Annotated in this window: 20 protein-coding genes; 11 read left to right on the plus strand and 9 right to left on the minus strand. The window is 39.0% G+C overall.

Annotated elements, in window-relative coordinates:
- Window positions 1-95: 95 nt before the first annotated feature.
- The 7 genes from pcnB to NEOC65_RS07845 all read left to right on the plus strand — a co-directional run bounded on the left by pcnB (window position 96) and on the right by NEOC65_RS07845 (window position 6,177).
- Complete coding sequence (gene pcnB, locus NEOC65_RS07815; RefSeq protein WP_166156840.1) at window positions 96-1,385, plus strand: polynucleotide adenylyltransferase PcnB; 1,290 nt, start codon at window positions 96-98, stop codon at window positions 1,383-1,385.
- Window positions 1,386-1,390: 5 nt separating this feature from the next.
- Window positions 1,391-2,134, plus strand: coding sequence for a prolyl oligopeptidase family serine peptidase (locus tag NEOC65_RS07820; RefSeq protein WP_213156190.1), 744 nt, complete (start codon window positions 1,391-1,393; stop codon window positions 2,132-2,134).
- Window positions 2,135-2,346: 212 nt separating this feature from the next.
- The gene (locus NEOC65_RS07825) at window positions 2,347-3,063 is read left to right on the plus strand and encodes a glycosyltransferase (RefSeq protein ID WP_166156846.1); all 717 of its coding nucleotides are present in this window, start codon (window positions 2,347-2,349) and stop codon (window positions 3,061-3,063) included.
- On the plus strand, window positions 3,060-3,755 hold the full coding sequence (locus NEOC65_RS07830) for a lipid-A-disaccharide synthase N-terminal domain-containing protein (protein ID WP_166156849.1): 696 nt from the start codon (window positions 3,060-3,062) through the stop codon (window positions 3,753-3,755). The genes NEOC65_RS07825 and NEOC65_RS07830 overlap by 4 nt, the downstream gene beginning before the upstream one ends.
- Window positions 3,755-4,918, plus strand: a complete 1,164-nt coding sequence (gene lpxB / locus NEOC65_RS07835; protein WP_213156191.1) for a lipid-A-disaccharide synthase — start codon at window positions 3,755-3,757, stop codon at window positions 4,916-4,918. The genes NEOC65_RS07830 and lpxB overlap by 1 nt, the downstream gene beginning before the upstream one ends.
- Window positions 4,915-5,598, plus strand: coding sequence for a lysophospholipid acyltransferase family protein (locus NEOC65_RS07840; protein ID WP_166156855.1), 684 nt, complete (start codon window positions 4,915-4,917; stop codon window positions 5,596-5,598). The genes lpxB and NEOC65_RS07840 overlap by 4 nt, the downstream gene beginning before the upstream one ends.
- Before the next feature lie 120 nt (window positions 5,599-5,718).
- Window positions 5,719-6,177, plus strand: a complete 459-nt coding sequence (locus NEOC65_RS07845; RefSeq protein WP_166156858.1) for a LexA family protein — start codon at window positions 5,719-5,721, stop codon at window positions 6,175-6,177.
- A gap of 144 nt (window positions 6,178-6,321) precedes the next feature.
- On the opposite strand, the gene plsX is transcribed toward NEOC65_RS07845, so the two are convergent.
- From plsX to NEOC65_RS07860, 3 genes are read right to left on the minus strand one after another with little or no spacing between them, the layout of a single operon-like run.
- Window positions 6,322-7,338 carry a phosphate acyltransferase PlsX gene (gene plsX / locus NEOC65_RS07850; protein ID WP_283248279.1) on the minus strand — a complete coding sequence of 339 codons (1,017 nt, stop codon included), beginning with the start codon at window positions 7,336-7,338 and terminating at the stop codon, window positions 6,322-6,324.
- A gap of 20 nt (window positions 7,339-7,358) precedes the next feature.
- Window positions 7,359-7,538, minus strand: a complete 180-nt coding sequence (gene rpmF, locus NEOC65_RS07855; protein WP_039386081.1) for a 50S ribosomal protein L32 — start codon at window positions 7,536-7,538, stop codon at window positions 7,359-7,361.
- A 31-nt stretch (window positions 7,539-7,569) separates the two neighbouring features.
- Entirely contained in the window at window positions 7,570-8,037 is a 468-nt protein-coding gene (locus tag NEOC65_RS07860; RefSeq protein WP_213156193.1) for a YceD family protein, read from the minus strand.
- Between the two features lie 532 nt (window positions 8,038-8,569).
- On the opposite strand from NEOC65_RS07860, the gene NEOC65_RS07865 reads away from it, so the two are divergent.
- Both NEOC65_RS07865 and NEOC65_RS07870 read left to right on the plus strand, forming a co-directional pair.
- Window positions 8,570-10,108 carry an Rne/Rng family ribonuclease gene (locus tag NEOC65_RS07865; RefSeq protein WP_213152070.1) on the plus strand — a complete coding sequence of 513 codons (1,539 nt, stop codon included), beginning with the start codon at window positions 8,570-8,572 and terminating at the stop codon, window positions 10,106-10,108.
- A 17-nt stretch (window positions 10,109-10,125) separates the two neighbouring features.
- Entirely contained in the window at window positions 10,126-11,148 is a 1,023-nt protein-coding gene (locus NEOC65_RS07870) for a 1-acyl-sn-glycerol-3-phosphate acyltransferase (protein WP_249270181.1), read from the plus strand.
- Between the two features lie 206 nt (window positions 11,149-11,354).
- Here the strand turns inward: NEOC65_RS07870 and NEOC65_RS07875 are convergent, their stop codons facing one another.
- Window positions 11,355-14,315 (minus strand): insulinase family protein, encoded by a 2,961-nt coding sequence (locus NEOC65_RS07875; protein ID WP_213156194.1) that lies wholly within the window; start codon window positions 14,313-14,315, stop codon window positions 11,355-11,357.
- A gap of 240 nt (window positions 14,316-14,555) precedes the next feature.
- Here NEOC65_RS07875 and serS point away from each other — a divergent pair, with 240 nt between their 5' ends.
- Window positions 14,556-15,845, plus strand: a complete 1,290-nt coding sequence (gene serS / locus NEOC65_RS07880; protein WP_166156876.1) for a serine--tRNA ligase — start codon at window positions 14,556-14,558, stop codon at window positions 15,843-15,845.
- Window positions 15,846-16,137: 292 nt separating this feature from the next.
- Window positions 16,138-17,415 carry a M18 family aminopeptidase gene (locus NEOC65_RS07885; protein WP_166156879.1) on the plus strand — a complete coding sequence of 426 codons (1,278 nt, stop codon included), beginning with the start codon at window positions 16,138-16,140 and terminating at the stop codon, window positions 17,413-17,415.
- A gap of 482 nt (window positions 17,416-17,897) precedes the next feature.
- Here NEOC65_RS07885 and NEOC65_RS10050 read toward each other — a convergent pair whose 3' ends face one another.
- The 5 genes from NEOC65_RS10050 to efp form a co-directional block, all read right to left on the minus strand.
- Window positions 17,898-18,218, minus strand: a complete 321-nt coding sequence (locus tag NEOC65_RS10050) for a leucine-rich repeat domain-containing protein (protein ID WP_213156202.1) — start codon at window positions 18,216-18,218, stop codon at window positions 17,898-17,900.
- Entirely contained in the window at window positions 18,219-18,899 is a 681-nt protein-coding gene (locus NEOC65_RS07895) for a hypothetical protein (protein WP_213156195.1), read from the minus strand.
- A 382-nt stretch (window positions 18,900-19,281) separates the two neighbouring features.
- Window positions 19,282-19,758: a YkgJ family cysteine cluster protein gene (locus tag NEOC65_RS07900; RefSeq protein ID WP_242678151.1), complete on the minus strand. Its 477-nt coding sequence runs from the start codon at window positions 19,756-19,758 to the stop codon at window positions 19,282-19,284.
- A 94-nt stretch (window positions 19,759-19,852) separates the two neighbouring features.
- Window positions 19,853-20,806, minus strand: a complete 954-nt coding sequence (gene epmA / locus NEOC65_RS07905; RefSeq protein ID WP_213156196.1) for an EF-P lysine aminoacylase EpmA — start codon at window positions 20,804-20,806, stop codon at window positions 19,853-19,855.
- Window positions 20,807-21,376 carry an elongation factor P gene (gene efp, locus NEOC65_RS07910; protein ID WP_166154489.1) on the minus strand — a complete coding sequence of 190 codons (570 nt, stop codon included), beginning with the start codon at window positions 21,374-21,376 and terminating at the stop codon, window positions 20,807-20,809. It abuts the gene before it with no gap.
- Window positions 21,377-21,719: the final 343 nt, after the last annotated feature.

The following is a 21,719-nucleotide window of genomic DNA, read 5'->3' on the forward strand; positions in this document are numbered from 1 at the left end:
TAGCAACTTAAGATCTTGCATAAAAGGGCTTGACAAATGAAACAAACTCGACAATCTATTATCTACAAACAGTTGATTAAGGAGAGCTAAAGTCTTTGCAAGCTAAAATTTTTCATGCGACAGACCATGAGATCGAGCATCACTTGATTGATAAAGATGCCCTTTATGTAATCAACCGATTGAAAGAAGCTGGCTTTAAAGCTTATTTAGTAGGTGGGGGTGTCCGTGACCTTCTTATCAAGAAAACCCCTAAAGATTTCGATATCTCTACCTCGGCCAAGCCCGAACAAATTAAACAACTTTTCGGCAGAAGCTGCCTTTTGATTGGCCGCCGTTTTCGATTGGCGCATGTACGGTTTGGACCTAAAATCTTAGAGGTAGCCACTTTTCGTTCAGGAGAAAATGATAGTGATCTAATCATTCAAGATAACGTATGGGGCACCCCCGAAGAAGATGTCTTACGCCGCGATTTTACTATTAACGGCTTGTTTTATGATCCTAGTAATCATAGCGTGATTGATTATGTGGGTGGATGGGAAGATATTCATAAAAGAGTTTTAAGGACGATTGGAGAGCCTTCTACCCGTTTCAAGCAAGACCCTGTGCGCATGATCCGCTTATTGAAATTTCAAGCTCGCTACAACTTTACCGTCGTTCCCGAAGTACAAACTGCTCTACTTGCATGCAAAAAGGAGTTAATTAAAAGCTCACCTGCCAGGATTTTGGAAGAGATCTTTCGCATGCTAGAATCAGGTTACTCCTCGCCCTTTTTTCACCTGATGACCCAAGCTGGCCTATTAGAACTTATTTTTCCCTGCCTAGCTCATTTTATTCAAAGTCATCAAGGAAACGAGATTTACCGCTATTTGACAACTGCTGACCAAATCAATCTTTACAGCAAAAAGACTCTAGATCGCTCTCTTTTAACCAGCAATATACTTTTCCCCATCTTAGAACAAGAAATTAAAACCCACTATCTTGACAAAGGGCGTCACCCTCATATGGGCGAGATCATGATGCTTACATCCTCTCTCATTAAGGGATTTGTTACTTCCTCGTTTTCTCATTTTCCTCGCCGTCATAGCGCCGTAATGAATTTTATCCTATCCACGCAATACCGTCTCACACCTTTTTCTGGCAAGCGACATTTACGCACAAAACTAGTTCACAATAAAGAATTTGAAGCTTCACTTATTTTTCTAAAAATTCGTGCTAGCATACAACCCCACCTACAAGAGGCGTATATATACTGGCGAGACCAATACAAAAATGCAAGCCGCCCTCCGCAGGTTAATCGTTATTCACATCCCCCAAAAAAGAGGCGATACGAGCGCCCTCCTCGAACGCAAAAAAAAGATATCAAAGCTTGGGAAAATGAGGAATAGAAGGCATGAAGCGCCAAGAGGTTATAGCTTCTCCTACGAGTTTGCCCATTTATATGCAAGGAGAACCTCTTGCTGCCGGTCCTTTACCCGCTTTCTTTTATTTTGCTCTTTCAGCGAAAGAGAGTCTTTATCAAGAGCCTTACAATCAGCCTGTACTTTTTCTAGAAAAATTTCCTATACGCTGTTATTCGTTTACGCTTCCTTTTCATGGGGAAGGATATGATCCTAATCAGGTGCTAGCCCTATGGACACAGCAATTGGTCACTCATTCGCATTCTTTTCCTCATTTCCTCCAAAGCTGTATAAAAAATATAGATTATCTTATTCAACAAGGTTTTGTAGATGAAGAGAAGATAGCTGTAGGGGGGCTCTCGCGTGGAGGGTTTGTAGCCACCCATTTAGCTGCCCGGGAACCGCGCCTCAAATATGTCCTAGGTTTTGCTCCTATGACTAAAATTTCATCTTTAGAAAAAATAAACAGCCTAGAAAAAAGGTGGGATTTACATAGCCTTATCGATCAGCTAGTCAATAAACAATTTCGCTTTTATATTGGCAATCGCGACAACAGAGTTGGCACCTATGCCTGCTTTGATTTTATCCACCAGCTGGCCGAGGCCGCTTACCAGCAAGGACACCGCTCTCCTGCTATAGAACTAATCATTTCCTCTTCTATAGGTTACAAAGGCCACGGAACCTTACCTGCTACCTTTAAAGAGGGAGCTGAGTGGATTAAAAACAAATTAATTTAGCAAAAGTTTTAACTTTATAACTGCATTTTAAACTCTTTTACAGGCTGCCAAGCATGAAGAGAAAGGCAAATTTAAGGCCAGCATTTTCTATTCCTCTTTTGCTTAATCATGCAAGGTTTGCCTAACTTTAGATCCCTATTAAAAAACCTCTTGTCTAGGTAAATCTTAAGATGATATGATACATCCTTATTCATTTAAAGCCTAAGCTATCCATGACCATTCAATACTCAGTCGTTATCCCTCTTAAAAATGAGGAGGACAATATTGTTGAGCTCATTGAAGAGCTTGAGCCCATCATGCTCGATTTAGAAAAACCTTGGGAGCTTATTTGTGTAGATGATGGCTCTACAGATCAAACACTTGCTCTTTTAACTCACTTATTGCATAAAAAAAATTATCTAAAGGTGCTAGTTTTTAAGGAAAACTATGGACAATCTAGCGCCTTTGCTGCAGGTTTTAAAGCTGCCAAAGGAGAATTTGTAATCACCTTAGATGGAGATCGGCAAAATGATCCTGCAGATATTCCTAAACTGGTGGAAGCGATCAACAATTGTGACTTGGTATGTGGAGTACGTATCAATCGTAAAGATCCTTTATCAAAAAAGCTTATCTCCCTAGTAGCTAACTTGATTCGGCGTTCAATTTGCGAGGATGGCATAAGCGATACAGGTTGTTCTTTGAAGATCTATCGCACCTCTGCTTTGCATAAAATCAAAATGTACAATGGCATGCACCGTTTTCTTCCCGCCCTTTTTAAAATTGAAGGATTGGTAGTACAAGAAGTTGCTGTTAACCATCGCGAGCGTATAAAAGGCAAAACCAAATATAATTTTTTTAATCGATCTTTTAATACGATTGCAGATCTTGCGGCTGTACGCTGGATGAAAAAACGTCAGCTAAAATATCAGATTAATAAAGAATTACCATGAGCGAGCAGTGGCGTGAAATCTTTTATCCCCTAGGATTTATAGCCTCCTTAGCTTTTGGGGCACGCTTTATCATTCAATGGCTTAGAAGCGAAATTTGCAGAAAAAGTGTAGTTACACCTCTTTTTTGGAAGCTATCTCTAATGGGAAACCTTCTTTTACTTGTTCATTCCTTTATCCAGATGCAATTTCATGTCGGCATTGTTCAAGTCATAAATGCTGTTATTTCCTGGCGTAATCTTAATCTTATGAAAGAAAGTTCTCAGCGTCCACCCCTAGCAAAGGTTATAGAAATCATGCTAAGCCTTCTAGTGCTAACGACGCTAGCTTTTTATTTTCAACAACTTTACTTAGCTGAGAATAATTCGGCCTGGTTACGTTTACCTAGTCATGCATGGAGTTCTAATAGCTTGCTCATCCATCCTTCTTGGCATATTGTTGGTTTTATAGGCCTCCTTCTATTCAATTGTCGTTTTTGGATACAATGGTGGCAACTTGAAAAGACTCATACAAGTCAACTCAGCGCTCCATTTTGGTGGATTAGCCTCTTAGGAGCTTTTTTTTCAATCGTTTATTTTATTCGGATCTATGACCCGGTTAATATGATAGGCCCTACACTAGGCATTGTCCCTTATATTCGCAATCTCATGCTTCTCTCTAAGAATCCTAGGAACGAGAAACGTGTGGGGGCTTAATGAAAAGTAACGACAATCTCAAGCCACATCTCTTTATTTTTGCTGGAGAGCCTAGTGGAGATTTACATGGTGCTCACTTAGTGAAAGTTTTTAAGGAGCTATACCCTAGCTGTTGGTTCAGTGGGGTGGCTGGCCCTGCTTTGCGAGAAGAAGGGATTGTCAACGTTATGCCTATGGAAAAATTTGCTGTCATGGGCTTCTCGGATGTCATTAAAGCTTTGCCTAGCCTTTATAAACAATTTTATTATATACGCGACTATGTGTTAAACACTCATCCTGAATTAGTAATTTTCATCGATTATCCAGGCTTTAATTTACGTATGGCTAAGGCTCTGAGAAAAGCAGGATATAAAGGTAAGCTCGTCCATTACATCTGCCCTTCTGTATGGGCTTGGGGCAAAAAGCGTATCCAACATATGGCTAAGACATTAGATATGCTATTAACCATTTATCCTTTTGAAAACATAAGCTTTAAGCCTACCTCTCTTAAAGTCCAGTATGTGGGCAATCCCCTCCAAGAGTATATTTCCCAATACCTTTACGCCCCTTCTTGGAAAAGTCAATTTTGTTCATCCGAGCATTTGTTGATTTCCATCTTTCCTGGCAGCCGGGAAGCTGAAATCAAAAGTAATCTTTCCAAACAATTAGATGCGGCTCTCCTTTTTCAACAAGAAAATCCTTCCACAACTTTTGGCATCTCTTGTTCTAACGCATCCCTTAAGCCGCTTATTGAAAAAACCCTCAAGAAGCATCGCTTGCTTCATACCTTTATTGTGGACAAAGCCCACACTTACGATTTGATGCGTAATAGTCATAGTGCCATAGCCAAATCTGGGACAGTTACCCTTGAATTAGCACTGCATTGCTGTCCTACAGTGGTTGTTTATCAGCTTTCTAATCTTAATTGGCTAATTGCTAAATTTATAATTAAATTGAATTTACCTTACTACTGCATTGTTAATATACTCAGTGGCCAACGTCTATTTCCCGAGCTTATAGCAGAAGGCTTTACCCCTAAGAAGGTCGCAAAAGAGCTAGAAAACATTCATGCAGGCCCTTTAAGAGCGCGTTGCCTAGAAGGCTGCCAGCAAATTATTGAGCTTTTCCAAGGAGCCCCTGCCAGCCAGAATGCCGCGCATGCCATCCATTCTTTATTATCATGAAAGCTATTAAACGTTATTTTTCTCATTATTTAGTCCCTCGTGTACTTGCTTATGCTGGCAAAACTTTTTTAAAACTCTTACTGATGACTTGTCGCATTCAATTGGAAGGGCTGGAAGAATTTTGTAAACATGCTAAGCAGGGAAATTGTATTCTTATGCTTTGGCATAATCGCTTGATGTTGGTAGCGACTATTTTCCAAACCTATACTCCACAATTTAATTATACGGCCTTCATTAGCCAAAGTCGTGACGGAGAACCCTTAGCATTATTCGCGAATAGTTTTAAAAATGGACGTACTATCCGTGTTAAGCACAATGCCAAGCATGCAGCTTTGAAGGAAATGATCAACAGATTAAAAAATAGTTCAGATATAGTTTTAATTACTCCGGATGGCCCTCGCGGGCCACGTTATCAAGTCAAGCCCGGTCTTGCTTTAGCAGCTAAACAGACAGCTGCTACCGTATTTCCTTTCAGCTGGTCAGCTAACCGCTTATGGCAATTAAAAAGTTGGGATAAAATGATGCTTCCTCAACCTTTTTCCAAAATTTATATGACGATTGGCTCCCCTATCTCCTATCCTGCTCACATTAATCTAGACCATTATTCTCATATGCTCGAAAATGCTCTTATAGATACCGATCAATCAGCTTATCTACAGTTTAGGAATAGGCCTCTATAAATGATGATGAAACATTTTGATTCTTAGGGTGCCAGGCAACTAAAATCTATTGACAACAAGGTAATGGATGATTCATAACCATTCATTAAAATAGTTATTTTTTTTAAGAGTAGAAGATTTATGGAAGAGACTAAAGCTATTCAAGTGCCAGCAAGTGAGATTCAAAATATTTTAAAATTTATACAAAATAAATTTTATCGCCTGCCTCTTTACCAGTTTCGCATTAACGCCGGATTTCCTTCCTTAGGTGAAGGAGATATCGAAAAAAGAATTGATTTAAATGAACTTTTGATTAAAGAGCCGGATGTCACTTTCCTTTTAAAGGTGTGTGGAGACTCGATGATCAATGCAGGGATTCATCATAATGATATTATAGTCGTTGATCGAAGCATAGAGCCCTCGGAAGGAAAAATTGTTATCGCTTCTTTAAATGGTGAGTTAACTGTCAAGCGCCTACGTCGAGTAGCGGATAGGCTCACGCTAGTGGCTGAAAACAAAGCTTATGCCCCTATTGAAATCACTGAGGATACGGAATTACGCATCTGGGGAGTGGCAATAAGCGTGATTCACGCTCTTTAGTGGCTACGTTAAAAAGAATAAAGCTTAGCTAAAGACATGAGCGGTAAGATTTTTCAAGCTTTTTTTTAAGCTCTTAATTTCATGACCATTAAGAGCTTTATCAAAAGAAAGCGTTGCCTTATTTTAAACGGGCCAGGCAAATGCTTAATTTAAAGCATCCCTAATTTGCATTAAAAGATTATTTTCAATCATATGGCTTACACCTCTAATGCTATTAAAAAAAGCTTTAGTATTAGAATGTCCATGGCATTTGATGACGAGGCCTTCTATACCACATAAAAGAGCTCCTTGGTATTCGGCATAGTAAAAAAGAGCTTGTAAATACTCTAAAGGCTCATGTAAAGAGCTTAGAGGATAACCATGTTGAGTCTCCCTTAAATATTCAAAAATAAAATCCGCTAGCCCTTCGCTGGTTTTAACAAGAATATTACCTGTAAATCCATCCGTCACTAATACATCTACCTTTCCATAGAAAACTTCTCGCCCTTCTATATTGCCATGAAACTCCATGTAAGGAACACCCTCACTAGAGCGCTGGCAAACATCTTTTAAAAGCTGATAGGCTCTACGAACAACAGAAGTGCCTTTTTTAGATTCAGATCCAATATTCAGCAGCCCAACTTTAGGTGTTTTTATACCGCTCGTGCATTTTTGATAGGCAGCCCCCATGTAAGCATATTTTACCAAATGCTCTGCTTTACAAGAGACATTGCCTCCTACATCCACAATAGCTAAAGAGCCATTTTTTGTCGGCAAAACTGCTAATAAGGCAGGTCGTGTGATACCAGGCAATTTGGGCAAAGAAAGAGTAGCACTAGCAACTAAAGCGCCTGTATTACCGGCAGAAACTAGGGCATCTATCTGTTTTTTTTTAAGAAGCTTGATTCCTACAGCAGTCGATGATCTTTTTTTCTGGCGTAGAGCAACCAGAGGATCTTCCCCCATTTCTACAAAATTGGCCACAGGTAAAAAAGTTAAGCGATTAAACTTTTCTGCAGGCAGACTTGCTTTTGCTTTAGCCATATGTTCGTCGATAACGGATTGAGTAGCTAAAGCTATAAGCCTAAGAGAGGGATTTAATTGATTAAGCGCTTGAATAAGAGCATCAAAAATTATCGTTGGCGAGCTATCGCTCCCCATTAAGTCAATCCCGATGCGCAATATTCAAGTTCTCCTTTAAACTAAGCTTTTCGAGCCATAACAACACGCCCATTATATTGTCCACAAGAAGGACAAACTACATGCGGCAGCTTAGGAGACTGGCAGTTAGAACAATTAGCTAATTGTTTAGGCTTTTTTGCATGGTGCGCGCGCTTAGAATTTTTGCGGGCATTAGAATGACGGTTACGTGGTACTGCCATGGGGTGTTAACTCCTCATCAAATTATAAAGTTTATAAGTGGGCAAAGGGATGGTACCCTTCATCCTCTGAATTACCGTCGGAAGAATCGCTACTTCGAAAAAATTTATTAAGCTCGCCCCTCTGAGGACATTGGCCGTTATTGCATTCTGCAAAAAAAGGAGCGGTCAACAAAATATTTTCTCTTAGCATCTCCTGAAAGTTGTAAATTCCCGATTTTATTTCTTCTGCCGGCACGGTATGATAAAAATTTTCTAATCTTATCGGTGTTTTTACCGCTTCATTGCAGATTACACACGGGAGAGTAGCAAACGTTTGAATGTCAAAGTGCAAGACCAAATCGTTTTCTGCTAAATAGGCTTCCCCTTCTACGATCACTGGGTCAACAAAGCTTAACTCTTTTTCATGAATATCTAAAAACTCAGGACTAAGCTTTTCAACAATAGCTTCTGCATGACCATCTCTAAGTTGTTCAATATATATTTTAAATGCTTCGTTCATTCTTAAAATTCTACTCAAAGAGTTGATTTTTATCCAGTAAAAAAGCAAGCCCAGCTCCCCTAGACTCGCTAAAGCCTGTCAATTCCACCCGATTCTGTTTATATTAGCCTAAAAATTACTCTTAAGATTGAATTAATTATTTTTTTTAAAAAGCTGCAGAATTAATTTCTTATTATCCATTTCCCAAAGAAGCTTGTTAGAATGATCTATCTCGCTCTTTTTTCTAGCTAATAACAGCTTTATCGGCTATGATAGCCCTTTAAATTACGAAAAGTGTAAGGGCTTTTTCAATAGCCTAAATGCTAGGATGTTAATACCATAAAAGTTCAACACATATCCAGGCATTTAATGTCTTTGGTAGATCACTTTGGTAAGCTTATGGCCAGACAAGGATGCCCCTACAGTTTTGCAAAGCTAGCATGTTTTTCATCTATAATCATGAAAGACGCTTAAGAAAATGATCTTAGCCTATTGATCTCTAGACATTCCACGTCTTAGCTCAAACACTTTTCGTCCAAAATAGGTAATTACAATGGACGAAATCCTTTTAAATATTGAATCAAAAGAAATCCGCTATGCTCATCTGCGCCACGGCCAGCTACATGACTTGATCGTAGAAAGAAAAAAAGAAAGACAGTTAACAGGCAACATCTACCGGGGCCAAGTTACTAATATTCTTCATAACATTCAATCTGCTTTTATTGATATTAATGAAGGGGAAAACGGTTTTATTCATATCTCTGACATCCTTGAAAACACTAAAAAATTCGAGCAAGTTTATGAGATGGATTTTGATTTAGATTATGACATCAAAACCCTAGATGATAAGCAGCAGCAAAATTTAGATATTGAACAGGTCATGAAAATTGACCAGAATGTTTTAGTGCAAGTGGTCAAAGAGCCTATTGGCTCAAAAGGTGCCCGTTTAACCTCTAACATTTCCATCGCGGGGCGCTATCTAGTCCTGCTTCCCAATTCTATTCACCGGGGTGTTTCTCGTAAAATTGAAGATCGCAATGTACGTGAAAGATTAAAAAAGTTAATTCGTGCTTTTGAAATGCCCAAAGATATGGGCTTAATTTGTCGCACGGCTAGTGCGATTGCCACTCCTGAGATGTTGATTGAAGAAGCTAATGATTTACTCAACACCTGGAATAGTATCATGGAGAACTTTAAAAAATCCAATGAGCCCACGCTTTTATTTGCTGAATCCGATATTATCAAGCGTGCAGTGATCCATGCGGTCGATAAACGGTATGAAAGAATATTGATAGATGATTATAACGTTTATCAAACATGCAAGCGCTTATATAGCCGCTACGCCAATGAACATGCCTTATGCATCGAATATTATCGGGATAAAATTCCGATGTTTGAACGCTTTAATGTAGAGAGAGAAATAGAGAAGACTTTACGCCGTAAAATTTGGTTACCTAGCGGAGGTTATCTCTATTTCGATCGTACCGAGGCCATGCATACGATCGATGTCAATTCCGGCAGAAGCTCTAGTAACAAGACAGACGTAGAAGAATCATTAGTAAGGATCAACTTAGAAGCTACGGAAGAAATTGCGCGTCAATTACGCTTGCGTAACGTGGGAGGATTAGTCATTTGCGATTTTATCGATATGCGTTTACGTAAAAATCAACGCCGAGTTTTAGAACGTCTCAAAGAATTTATGAAAGAGGATTCGGCAAAATGCACAATTTTAGGAATGAGCGAATTTGGTTTAGTTGAGATGACACGCCAACGTAATCGAGGTTCTTTACACCAGACTATTTTCTGCAGCTGTCCTTATTGCGGAGGCAGTGGCCTTGTTAAAACGCACGAAAGCATCTCTATCGAGATTGAGAGAGCCCTTAAAAAAGTAATTGGATGCCACCAGCAGTTTGCTTTAAAACTTATCATTCATCCTGAACTAGAGAAATATCTAAAAGTTATTGACCAACAGTATTTATTTAAGCTGGCCGAAGAATTAAACGCCCACCTTCAAATTGCTACTGATGACAATATGCACATTAACGATTATCATTTCCTATCCACGATCAATAATAAAAAAATAGATGTCTGAGGTTTGGTATGGGCTACATGAAACTGTTGAAAAGCCTAAAAAGCGAGGAAGCCCTTGATTCCAAGCAATATGAAATTCTTGAAGGCTTTTATCTAAGTTTTGCCCAAGCTGTCACTGAAAATAATAAGCCTATGTCAGCTTATGAACCCATTATCACTCAATATCTACAATTTGTCATTCAAGAAAACCAACAACCCTATTCATTTGAGCCTTATCATCGTGCTATTCGCGCTCCCTATGACTACTATCGTCTGGGATTAGAAATGATGCGCCCTCTTATTGTGTTTGCTCATTCTAAAATTCACCACGCTCAACATATTGAAGAAATTGAAACGCATCTAGCTAATCAAGAAAATGTTATATTATTAGCTAATCACCAAATTGAACCTGATCCTCAAGTTATTTGCCTAATGTTAGAAAAAGACCATACTCGTTTGGCAGAGGAAATGATTTTTGTAGCGGGACATCGAGTCATTACAGATCCCTTAGCCATTCCTCTTAGTAAAGGATGTAACTTATTATGTATTTTCTCTAAAAAGCATATTGAGAATCCTCCTGAAAAGAAACAAGCAAAGCTTCTTTATAATCAGCGTGTCATGCATCAAATGAGCCAACTGCTTGCTGAAGGAGGCAAATGTATTTATGTTGCCCCCAGTGGTGGCAGGGACCGTGCCAATATAAATACCGGTCAAGTAGAAATAGCTCCTTTTGATGCTCCTAGTATTGAGATGTTTTGGCTAATGGCTCAGCATTCGGGAAAAAAAACCCATTTTTATCCTTTAAGCTTGTCCACATACGATTTATTACCTCCTCCTCAGAGTGTCGAAAAAGAACTAGGAGAAAGACGCCAAGCAAAATGCGCTCCAGTACACTTATCTTTTGGACAGGAAATAGATATGATTAATTTTCCTGGGAGTCAACATTTAGATAAAAAAGCTAGGCGTATAGCTCGTGCTCAATACATCTGGGAACTTGTTATGCAACAGTATTATCTTGCCAGAAGCTATGCCCCTCCCCACCCTTCACGAACAAGCTCATAGCAAACATCTGATTGATTTCCCTTTATAACTCTAGCAGTGTCCTTCTATCATCTCTAAAGATTTAAAACACTTTTAATACCTTTTAAAGAAACTACGTCTGCATCATCAAAAAAGAAATCAACCTTTTCCCAGGCTGACTCTATCAGTAAAAACAAGCTTTTTACTAAGTATATGATTACATAAAGAGCTGCTCGAAAGCGTATAATTTATTCAAGCTTACGTTCCTTTTCCTCATTTCCCCCGCTAGAGGAAAATGTACTTCTTTGCTTAAATTGATCAGGTGTATTTATTAAAGTGTAATACAGCCCTTTGGCTTTATCCATAGGCCCCTTTATAAGCAAACCTAGACGGCGTTTATTGCCTTTGCCTATACACGCATGCGCAAAGCTTAGCAGCTCATCATATGTGAGTGCTTTAAGCGCTTGAATGCGTTTATCTATCCAATCAAAACGCCCCTCATATTTGAAGGCTAAGCTATGTAAAAGAGCCCCCATGGATTCCATATTATGGGGAGGTTTCTCAAGCTCTTCTAAAAGCGAATTTTTAATGATATCAAAATTCTTGGGAGTTAAATAATTTTTATCCAATCCTTGTATAAAACTTTCAATAAACAGTTCAAAGCGCGCTAAAAGATCGCGAGGAGCATGAGTGTTAGATTGTACAGCAAATGCTAGAAACAGCTTACGCTCAATCTCTTCGGCTGCACTGGAGACAAGATAACCTGTCTGCTGCCGCGTGCGTAGCTCAGCAAAAAAGGGCTCCTTCATTGCTTTCATCAATATCTGCTGGGCAGCACGTTCTTTAAATGTAAAGCTAGGATTTTGGATAGCTAATAAGGCAGCACTACCTTGGACGGGAATTTTTATTTCCAAAAGAAAAGGGCCTTCCGTTGAAGATAAATCAATTATTTCAGCATGTTTGTGCATTGGCTTGGGATAAGGCGCGCTATCTAAAATTTTGATTAACTTATCTGCATATTCTTTAGCCTGATTTTCGGTGACATTTCCGTAAATCAATCCTTCAACAAAAGACTGCCTAAATAGCGACTGAATATCTTCCTGAAACTTAGCAAAGGAGAGCTTACGTATAGCATTTATTTTCTGCTGTTCTGTAGCATATCTTTTATAGATCGTTTGTTGAAAGAGCTCTTTAGCTCTTTTTAAAGGAGCTTTTTTTGTAAAGTTTTGATAGCGCCTTAGCACTGACTGTTTTAATATTTTAAATGCTTGTTCTGAAAGCTTTAGCTCTTTTAAGTGTTTAAGAATTCCTTCAAATAAAAGAAAAGCATGGTCGTTATAACCATTGATCTTAAAGGCCAGACCATAATCGCTACGTGCTACATTAAAATTTAAGCCTGCCGTGGTGGCCGAATAGCTAAATTTGCTAAGATTTTCTTCGACCGCTTTGACATAAATATCGGCCAGCACAATTTTATCAGCATCCCCTATATCTACTTCAGGAGTTTTAATGTTAAAATTTAAATAAAGTTGAGGAATGAGGAAATGCTGATCTTTTGCATAGTAAATCGTACCATGTTCTGAGTCTTCAATGAGTTGCGGGCAAGGCAGGCGGGGAAGTTTTGTCGCTTTGCTAGGCAAGGCATGAAGCAAATCCAAAGATCGAGGTAAAAAAGGATTAGGAGGAGGCAAAGCAATCTCGACAATAGGGGTAGCAGATGCCCATTCTTGCATTTTAAAGGGATCTACGGTTTGCATTGCATAAGCAACTTGTAGCCACTCTTCTTGATGGGTAGGTTCTACTCCTGTCAGGGAAGGGGGTGCTTGAATCAAAAAACGGCAGTTGGAGGGAGTCAAATAGTCCAAGAGCTTCTGAACATCTGCCTGGCTAAATTTTTGAATCACTTTAGTTTGCTCTGGATAAGTGGCTATATTTTCTCTAACTAAAAGGTCGGCATTTTTCATAGCCGTTGTAAATACATCTTCGCGTTGTTGATATTCATAGTCGAGTAAGTTAATTTGCCTGACCTCATCAAAGATATAGCGAGGAAAAGGCTTCTCTTTCATTAACGCTAGAGTTTGAAAACAACGTAAGATTACTTGATCAACAGATTGAACTCCTTTATCGGTAAGATCCATTTGCACAAACAAAACTAAATTTTTTTCCCCTAAATTAAAAGTGCTGCATCCTAAATTTTCTGCTAATTTTTCCCGTCTCAATTGCGCTAATAAGCTCTCCTTACCTTCATGTCCTAATACCTGGCAAACCAGACGATCAGGGTAAGTGTTTTTCATCTCGGCAAATTCTTGAGGTAAATCCCATACCAACGTTAATTTGCGTATATTCTGGATAGGATTGATATAAAAAAGTTTAGCTTGCATATCAGGATTGTTTAGGTCCATAGCAGGAACATAACAAGCCTTGTGTTTATCAGAGATATCACCAAATTCCTCAACCGTTAACCGTCTCATTTCTTCTAAGGGTAAGTTAGATACAAGCAATAAGCGCATAATATTAGAGCTATAATGCTCATTATACCATGCTTTTAAAATCTCCTGAGAAGCGGATTTTAAAGTTGCAGAATTTCCTATGTTAAAGTGGTAATTAGGATGTTGAGGATTCTGTATATGCTTCATGACCATAACTTCGCGCACATCATCGTTTTCATAGTTTTTAGCATATTCCTGATCAATAGCCTTCAATTCTCGCGAAATCCCCGACACATTAAATAAAGGCTCTTTAAAAAAACTGGCAAAACGATCAAGCGCTTGAGGAAAAGCTTCATTATCGATGGAAAACATATAAGCAGTGTGATCATTAGCAGTAAAAGCATTAGAAAATCCGCCATGCTCTGTGATAAAATGCTGAAATTCTGATTCGTTAGGATACTTTTTTGTCCCTAGGAAAAGCATATGTTCTACAAAATGAGCAAGACCAGGATATTGCTCGGGATCTTGCCAGCTACCTGCTTCTACAACCATAGTTGCAGATGACTGATCAGCTTGAGGATCAGAAATCAAAACGGCTTGCAGACCATTATTAAGCTTGATTTTAAGTACTTGCGTTTGAGAAAAGGTAGGAGTTTTGACTCTCAATGAAGCTTTATCTTCAATCAAGGTGTAGCCCTTATTTTCCACTGCTTGCAGGAAGGGAAGACCTAATAAAAAGCCTAGACATCCTAAGGTAAACATTAAATTGTTGATCTTCATAGCTTTGATGGTAGAAGGTTTACACAAAAAAACGAATATAGGAGATCTGTCAAAGAGACTCAAGAAAAAACTGAGCAAATGGAAGAGTAGAAAATAAAATTAAAAAAGCTTAAGTTTAAGACCTACGGCTGCTATCCTAGCTAAAGCAGACCTAGCTTGCCTCTTCTCTCCTCTCCTTGCCTTTTAAAGGTTTTACATTTTATAATAAACGAAAAAAAATAATCGAGGATGTTATCCCTTATGCTAGACATTAAGCTCCTGCGCAAAGATGCTAAAGGAATAGAGGCTAAACTAAAAACAAAAGATCCTAGCATCAATTTAACGGTGGTGATGGATTTAGATACGCAATTGCGTACTTTAAAAACCCAATTAGAGACTTTAAAAGCTACCCGCAATGAATTCTCTCAAAAAATTGGAGAAATGCGGCGCTTCAACCAAGATGCTAGCGAAATGGTTAAAGAAGTGGCTTCCATGGCGGATGAGATCCATTCGCTTGAGCATCAATGTCAGCAGGTAGAATACTCTTTTAATTATGAAATTTCTAAGCTTCCTAACCTTCCTATGGAAGATATTAAGGTTTCTTCCGATCCTAAGGATAATGTCATCTTTAAAGAGGTAGGAAACAAAAGAAATTTTGATTTTGCTTTCAAAAATCATGTCGAACTAAACGAAAAATTAAAACTATTTGATTTCGAACGCGGCGCCAAAATTTCCGGATCCGGATGGCCTGTCTATCGAGGTCTAGGTGCTCGCTTAGAGTGGGCACTCATTCAATATATGCTTAGTGTTCAAATTAAAAATGGTTTTGAGCAATGGATACCACCTCTTTTGGTAAGAAAAGAAATTGAGTATGGATCCGGGCAGCTGCCTAAGTTTGAAAATCAACAATTTAAAATCCATGATGAGGATTACCACCTTTATTTGATACCTACTGCAGAAGTTCCTTTAAATGGCCTCCATGCTCAAGAAATTCTAAATTCAGAGGAACTTCCTTTGAAATATACTGCTTACACTCCCTGCTTTCGCCGAGAGGCCGGCGCAGCAGGCTCTAACGAAAGAGGTTTAATTCGCGTCCATCAATTTAATAAAGTAGAAATGTTTTGCTTTTGCTCCCCTGAGCAAAGTCCTCTTCTATTTGAAGAAATGTTAAATAACGCAGAGGAAATTTTGCAAGGACTAGAACTTCACTATCGCATGGCCTTGCTAGTAACTGGAGATATGTCCTACGCTTCGGCTCGTACTGTAGACATTGAAGCTTGGCTGCCAGGCCAGAACCGGTACTATGAAGTCTCTTCTGTATCCAATTGCACAGATTTTCAAGCTAGACGTTCCAATATCCGCTTTCGTTCAGCAAAGGCAGGAAAACCTGAATTTGTTCATACACTCAACGGTTCCGGCTTAGCTACCTCGCGTCTAATGGTTTCTTTGCTCGAAAACAATCAAAATGCGGATGGATCTGTTAATATCCCCAAAGTATTGCAGAGCTACCTAGGAGTAGACAAGCTGGTTCCCCATGAGGATAAAAATTAAAAGCCCAAGCTTCTCATATTTTTTTTATCCGCAGGTAAACTTTTAAGGTTTATACCTTTCAGCCGAGGCTGAGGAAATTTGTGGGGTAGCTTTGCCTTAACCTCCTTGAATGAGGCTATATAGAGTATGACCAGCAATGAAAAAGTTAAGTAAATAATAAAAAAGATTAGAGAGATATAAATTAAAACTTTTATGTTTATTGCTTATCTTTTACTCTCGCTGATAGACCATAGAAAATAAATTTTCTAAAAAGCCAATTTCCCCTAACTTATATAAAAAACGGACTCTCATCATGTCTAACTCGCTTATTGACGATTTAATGCTTTTACTCGATCAAGCTCCCACAGCTTGGCATGCAGTAGATTATATAGGCAGATCTCTTCTTGCTGAAGGATTTAATGAACTGGAAGAAGCCCAAGAGTGGGAACTAGAAAAAGGCAAAGGTTATTTTCTTAAACGTAATGGGTCTTCTATTTGTGCTTTTATCACTCCTCATGAATCGTTCAAAAAAGCCCACCTGATTGCCTCACATACAGACAGCCCTGGCTTCAAATTAAAGCCTAACCCTGAATTTCGCCGCGATAATATGACTATGCTTGCTACCGAAATTTATGGAGCGCCTCTTCTCACCTCCTGGTTTAACCGAGACTTAGGCCTAGCGGGAAGGGTCTTTTTAGCTGGCTCTAACCATGAAATTAAACAAGCGTTAGTCAATATTAATAGTCATCCATTAATCATTCCTCAGCTTGCCATCCACCTTGACCGTGAAGCTAATGAAAGAGGCCCCTATTTTAACAAACAAGAGCATTTTTCAGCCTTGGCCGCTTTAGATGCAGATTCCCAGCAATCATACCTTTTGAAAATATTGGAAGATAACATAAAAGACCCTTTCGAATACATCTTAAGCCATGATTTATTCTTATATCCTTTAGAGAGAGCCAAGCTTATAGGCTCTACAATGCTTAGCGGCTATCGTCTAGATAGCCTGGCTAGCGTGCATGCAGGCATGACAGCCCTTAAAACTAGTCATCCTCAAAAACACATTTTGAACTTAGCTGTCTTTTGGAACAATGAAGAAATAGGCTCGCAAACAGCCCAGGGAGCTGACTCCCCTTTTCTTCTACAGATTTTAGAACGTATAGCCATAGCTTTAAAACTTTCTAGAGAACAATTTTTGAGTCTTTTGCCCCAATCTTTATGTTTATCTGTAGATTTAGCGCATGCCTTGCATCCCAATTATATGGAAAAGCACGATCCGCGCCATGCTCCTTCAATGAATAAAGGCCCTGTAATTAAATACAATGCAAATCAACGGTATGCCAGTGACGCTCAATCTTCAGCTGGTATCGTCCATTTATGCGAAAAGCATGTTATTCCTTATCAATTCTTTTCATGTCGCAATGATATCCCTTGCGGTTCTACCATTGGCCCCCTTCAAGCTTCTCAAACAGGCATTACAACAGTTGATATAGGCTCGCCCCAGCTAAGTATGCACTCTGCTCGTGAGCTTATTGCTACTCAGGATCATCTAGAAATGTGTCGCTTGCTAGCAGCTTTTTTGCAAAGTTAATTTATATGAGTAGAATGAAAAGAATAAGAATAAAAAGGTGTTAGCATAATCATTTTGCTGATACCTTTAATTTTAATGAATAGACCAAAAAATCCATAGTCTTTGCCTTCCTGCAAAATCTTCATCGTGCGCCCTATTGCTCCCGTAGAAAGACTTTAAATGCCCTTAGTTAGATGCTCAAAGGTGATAAAAGAGAGAGGATTCATGTTAAAGCCTCTTTTTAAGCTTTATGCCTACTTTCATTTATTTTTAGAAGTATTCATATAGGGAAAAAGCAAAATAGGCAAGCTAGATTTAAAGACAGCTTAGCAGCATACTTAGGCAAGTTAGCAATATAAAAAGCTATTAGAAATTCTTCCTATCTTTTAGCAGAGTGAGCCTTCTACGCTTCGGATGCTATAGGAAGATTATTTATATCCTCAACAACTTCTAAGCTTATCAATTTATTTCTCTAGAAATGGTAAAGATACAAACTTTTCCAGTTATAGCCTAAAACGTTGTTTTATTTCCTCAGGAATACTTTCCAACCGATTTCCAGCGAGTTGAAGAGCTAAATCCTGCGATAGCTGCCCTATTTCTGCGGGAAGAGCGGTAAGCCGGTTGTTACCTAAGTAAAGCCATTGCAGCTGAGGAAGATGCCCTATCTCTATCGGAAGAGTGGTAAGCTGGTTGCTTTTTAAGTGAAGCCATTGCAGCCGAGGAAGCTGTCCTATCTCTACCGGAAGAATGGTAAGCTGGTTGCTTTTTAAGTGAAGCCATTGCAGCCGAGGAAGCTGTCCTATCTCTACCGGAAGAATGGTCAGTTAGTTATTATCTAAGTAAAGCTCTTCTAGCTGAAATAGATGCCCTATTTCTACCGGAAGATTGGTAAGCTGGTTATTGTTTAAATTAAGCTTTTTCAGCTGCGATAAATATCCTATCTCTAGGGGTAGAAAGGTCAAGCCAGATTTAGTTAAATCTAAGCTTTTAATATCTTTGCCATGATTTTCAATCCACTCTCTGAAAAGCGCTCCTTTTTTTGTTAAAGGCAAATACTTGCTTTTCTCTTGCTCTAAGTACTTCCTTCCACCAGGGATTTTTTTCCACATTAAAAGGCGGTTAATGCTTATCAGATAAGAAGAGCAATTAGCCAGAGTAAAATATCTTTTTTCCTCGGTTATCCATTTAAATTCTAATTCTGAGGGTGAAAGAGAGCTAGCTAAAGCAAAAATTTGCTTAAAGATCAGGTTGACTTTTGTAACTTCAGGAAGTTCAGCTTCTAATTTATAAATCCTATCTATAATAAGAGCCTGCTTGTGAACATCACCATGGGGAACATGCATCTGACCTATTTGCTTATAAAGGGTAGGCATGACTTCTGTAGCCAGCAAATGTCGCCATTTTGTACAGACGCTATATAAAGAAGGTGCAGCGCATGCCTTTAAAATAGGAGTCAGTATTTCATTAGGTAGATGTTCAATGGTAAGAGAAGAGCAAGGATTCATAACATGGTCTCCTTCTAAGCTTTATGCCTATTTTTATTTAATTTTTAGAGCTATTCATATACATGGAAAAAGCAAAATTAGGAAAGCTAGATTTAAAAACAACTTAGCGGCTTGCTCAGGCAAGCTAGTACTATAAAAAGCCATTAGAAAAGGCTATAAGGTGCTTTTTTATAGAACATACCACATTTTCCATTGGACATCTAGGGGCGATGGAGATGGGGGCTATAGAAAAAGATCGCAAAAACTGCCGACCTTAAGCCATCAGCTATGACGGATGACACTTCTATCCTAAGGTAAAAAATTTAATGAATGAGCGTCGATCAGCCAATGGTAAAGGTGGGTCTGTTTAAGCTTACCTAACAGCAAGCTTAAATAAAAGCATTTAGCTTTTCTGTATCAATGAATTTTGATTGAGGTGAAGTTGTTGTTCAATTTTTTCATAAGGAACCAGGGCTGCTTCCTCATGGATGCCTTCGCAATATTGTGCCGCTGCTTTCCAACTTTCTTCCGAAGCAAGATTCTCTTTCCACCACGGAAAGGTACGGCATTGCCGGGGGCGTTCTTGATAGATAGAACACTTTTTATCTTTTAAAAAAATACAATCATATTCATTGTTAAGATTTTTCTTTTCAATCAGGGAATATCGATTTTCGCGCTGGCGGGTATATTTTTTCTTAAACAGCTCTAAAGATATCTTTAATAGCTTAGCAACTGCCTGCATCTCTAGTTCTGTTATCCATACGTAGCCTGGCGAGCCTGTACAACATTTTCCACATTCAGTACATTGAAAACGTAGGCCTTCTTTATACCAAGGTAAGGATTTAGAAGTTTGGGTATTATCGTTATTTTTATCCATCATGTTCTCCTGTGACAGCCTTAAAGAAATTTAAGCCATATAAAACATCATAAGGTCTACCTATCAATGGCCAAACAATAAGCCTAGCGGCAATTTCTTAAGCTGTAGTCCAAGCAAAAGGAATGACCTCGGCAATCGTAGAAGCCTGATGACGTAACATCATCAAGCGATCAAAACCTACTGCAACGCCGCAGGCATCAGGAAAACCTTTTTTTAAGGCTTCCAAAAAGGCTTCATCGATGGGAAGCTGGTTTTTGCCTAAACTATCCCGTATTTGATTTGCTTCCATCAAACGCTTGCGCTGTTCACCCGCATCTCCCAGCTCATGATAGCCGTTAGCAAGTTCTAAACCGGCGTAATAAATCTCAAACCGTTCTGCGACCTGCTCGTCATTTTGCCATTTTGTCTGAGCGAGAGCCGCTTGGGTGGCAGGATAGTCAGTCAAAACACAAAGCTTATCTTTTCCTAAATGCGGCTCAACCACCATCGCTAAGATAAGATTTAGAAGAGCATCTTTTCCTTCTTTTTCAATATGAGCGTAAGGTTGAATACCTCTATTCTGCAAATATTCTATCAAATCAGGAATAGAGGCCTTCACATAATCTAAATCAGCATATTCTTGAAGCGCTTCACGATAGCTTAGAGTGTAAGCAGGTAAGGGACCCAAGAACAGGCGAACGAAATCTAAAGCTTCTGCAATCATAAATTCATAAGAGACAGCTAAACGATACCACTCCGCCATCATGAATTCAGGGTTATGCTTATAACTAAATTCAGCGTCGCGAAAAACATGGGATAACTGATAAATATCACTTATTCCTTCTGCTAGCAGCCTTTTCATCCCATATTCTGGGGAAGAATGCATATAACGTATTTCAAGGTTTGCATAGCGAGCAGGAATTAAATCGATATTAGCATCAATAGAAGCCCCTTGAGTAAGAATAGGACAATCCACTTCTAGGATTTGACGCTTGGCAAAAAACTCTCGTGCTTGGGCTAGCATGAAGGCCCGATCCTTAAGGATCTTGCCTCTATTTAAATGGGCAGCCATCTATGAAACGCGAGAAACATATTCGCCAGTGCGTGTATCGACTTTAACTTTCTCACCCTGTTCCACAAAGATGGGAACCTGAATTTTAGCGCCACTTTCTACGACAGCAGGCTTCAGCACGCGGCCAGAAGCTGTATTTCCTCGCGCTCCTGGAGAAGTTTCGGTAATAATCATGTCGATGAAAGTAGGAGGTTCTAGAGTAACGGGCTGCCCTTTGTAAAATACTATAAAATACAAATGATCTTCCATTAACCACTGAGCATTATCGCCTATGCTTGCAAAAGGAATTTTAACCTGATCAAATGTTTTATCATCCATAAAGACGACCCCATCAGCCTCTTTGTAAAGCATGCGCATTTCGGCTTCGACTACATCGGCAACCTCTGCTTTATCTCCTGATTTAAAAGTCTGTTCAATCGTACGTCCTGTAGTAAGATGCTTTAATTTCACACGATTAAAAGCTTGTCCTTTGCCAGGCTTAACAAATTCATTGCTTACAATTGTATAAGGTTGTCCATCCACTTCCACTTTTATTCCAGCTTTGAACTCATTTGTACTAATTTGTGCCATAAAAATTCCTTAAACTCTGCTTTTTTTTAAATAATAGATGACAATTTAACATAAGTGACATAGCTTTGTCCAGTTGTACAAACAATAGATTACTTTAAGTAGACCCCGTTACATTTCCTTGCTTATGACAAATTACTTTAACGCCAACGAAGAGAAAAAGTAATCTGACGATCAGCTCCTAACGCTTAAGCCTCTCCGGGTTATATTTACGCCTGCGCCCATTTAAACCAATGATTAGCAGCTAGAAGCTTTCCTAAATCTATTGGGGCCTTAGTGCCCCTACTATGCTAGGCTGGGCTTTATTTCTCATCAATCTTTTAAGACTTACTCTACCATCCTTTTA

It is taken from the genome of Neochlamydia sp. AcF65 (assembly GCF_018342435.1).
Lineage (GTDB): Bacteria > Chlamydiota > Chlamydiia > Chlamydiales > Parachlamydiaceae > Neochlamydia.